This window comes from Brevundimonas denitrificans (assembly GCF_030160755.1).
GTDB lineage: Bacteria > Pseudomonadota > Alphaproteobacteria > Caulobacterales > Caulobacteraceae > Brevundimonas > Brevundimonas denitrificans.
Genome location: NZ_BSOY01000134.1, coordinates 1 through 2095, shown reverse-complemented (window position 1 = coordinate 2095; position 2095 = coordinate 1). Strand labels below are relative to the sequence as shown.

Annotated in this window: 3 protein-coding genes; all 3 read right to left on the bottom strand. The window is 70.7% G+C overall.

All coding sequences use genetic code 11. From position 1 onward, the window contains the following. A partial coding sequence (locus QQJ79_RS15285; protein ID WP_284223786.1) for an NYN domain-containing protein occupies window positions 1–418 on the bottom strand: 418 nt, incomplete at its 3' end. 40 nt (window positions 419–458) lie between these two features. After that, window positions 459–1028: a fasciclin domain-containing protein gene (locus QQJ79_RS15280; RefSeq protein WP_284223785.1), complete on the bottom strand. Its 570-nt coding sequence runs from the start codon at window positions 1026–1028 to the stop codon at window positions 459–461. A gap of 8 nt (window positions 1029–1036) precedes the next feature. Then, window positions 1037–2005: a hypothetical protein gene (locus QQJ79_RS15275; RefSeq protein WP_284223783.1), complete on the bottom strand. Its 969-nt coding sequence runs from the start codon at window positions 2003–2005 to the stop codon at window positions 1037–1039. Between the last annotated feature and the right edge of the window lie 90 nt (window positions 2006–2095).

Sequence of the window (2095 nt, the reverse complement as noted above, 5' to 3'; positions counted from 1 at the left end):
AGCGGGTGCAGGCCTGGCGGAAGCTCTCGGGCGTCTTGCGCTCGCCGAAGCCGTAGACGTCGACGCCTTCTTCCCGAATGCGCGAGGCGAGCCGGGTGAAGTCGGCGTCCGAGGAGACCAGGCAGAAGCCGTCGAACCGGCCCGAATGCAGCAGGTCCATGCCGTCGATGACCAGGGCGATGTCGCCGGAATTCTTGCCCTTGGTGTTGGCGAAATTCTGCTGCGGCTGGATGGCGAACCGGGCCAGCACCTTGGTCCAGCCGCCCAGCTGGGCGCTGGCGAAATCGCCGTAGATGCGCCGCGCGGAGGCCTCTCCGAGGGTGGCGATCTCGGTGAACAGGGCTTCGGCGATGCGGGCCGAGGCGTTCTCGGCGTCGATCAGCACGGCGAGGCGGGGGGCTTTGGAGACGACGGTCATGCGACAGCTCTCGGCCGCGCCGCGGCCCGGGTCAATGCCGTCAGTTCGCCGCCTCCGCCGCCGGCCGCACCAGCAGGGCGTCGACCGGCTGCACCACGCCGTTGGAAGCCAGGGTCTCCGAACCCGTCAGGCGCGCGCGGGCGCCGTTGTCGCCGGCCACGATCACCGCCTCGCCCTCTTTCGAGAAGGTCAGCAGGCTGTTGGCCATGGTCCGCATCTGCACCTCGCCCGAGCCCTCGCGGGCGATGGCGGCCAGAATGTCGGCGCGCGTCAGCGCCCCCGGCACGATATGGGCCCGCAGCATGGCCGCGCCCTGGGCCTTCATCGCCTCGTCGCCCAGATCGCCGGCCGAGGCCGTGAAGGCCGCGTCCGAAGGGGCGAACACCGTATAGGGCCCCTTGCCGTCCAGCACGTCGCCGAGGGCGGCGTTGTCCAGCACCCGCTCCAGCGTGCCGAAGGCGCGGTCGTCCTTGAGCGTCGCCGCGATGGTCCGGCTCGAGGGCGCCGCCGCCCCCGTTCCGTCCGCCTTGTCCGCGGCGTCGCCGCAGGCGGCCAGGGCCATCACACAGAGGGGCGCCAGGGCCCAGCGCATCTTCAATTCCATGCTCATGCTCCGGCTCAGGTCAGCAGCTGGATCACGGCGGTGATCAGCTGGGTCTTCGGATCGGCCTGGTACACATAGCCGTCGTTGTAGCGGTACATGGCGTCGGCGTTGTCCGCATACTGGCCCCGATACTCATAGGGCACATTGTAGATGTCATAGCCGCTCGGCAGGGGCTGGCCGACGCTGAGGTTCTGGCCGGTCAGCAGGGCCGCGACCTGGCTGATCATATTCGTCTGCGGATCGACGCCGTACAGGGCGCCGTCGGCATAGCGATAGTCCCGACCCTGCGGCAGGCCGAAATAGCTGGAATAGTAGTCCGGCGCCGGTTGCCAGGCGTATTGCGACGGCCAGGTCGCGCCGGGCGCCAAGGCCCCGCCCAGCACCGGCAGATAGCCGAGCAGCGAGCCCTGCGGGTTCATCCGGTACAGATAGCCGTTGTCGTAGCGGTAGCGGCTGTCGTCGTCGCGCGCGCGCCACAGCCACTCATAGCGGTCGGCGGCGGCGGCGCGGGCGATCTGGCGCGCCTGCCCCGGCGGCAGGCAGCCGTTGTCCTTCTTCGCCAGTCCGGGCGGGCAGCCGGCGATCAGGCCGCGGTCGTCCTCGCGGTGAAAATAGACCACCGGGCGGCCGTCGCGGGTCTGGAAGACCTCGCGTTCGACGGTGCGGCGCAGTTCGCGGCGGTCGTCGTCGCGAGCGTCGCGGCCGTCGCGGGCGCCGCGGACCACTTCGACGAGGCGCGAATCGGGCCGTTCGGCGCGGCGATCCTCGCTCCGGCCGCCGCCATCGCCATTGTTGCGGTTTCCGTTCCCATTGCCATTGCCATTGCCGCGGCCCTCGCCGCGGTCGTCGCCGCGGCCGCGATCGCCGCGCTCCTGACGGTCGCCGCCATTTCCCTTGCCGTTGCCGGGATCGTCAGCCAGGGCCGCCGTCGGCGCGGCCAGCGAGAGAATGAAGGCGGTGGTGATGGGGATGAATCTGTTCATGTGAGCCTCTCCGGGTTCCCGGGCACAACGTCCGCGGTCAGGGCGTGTTCCGCCGCCGGCGCGCGCGGGCCCGGCGCGGCGGCGCAGGTG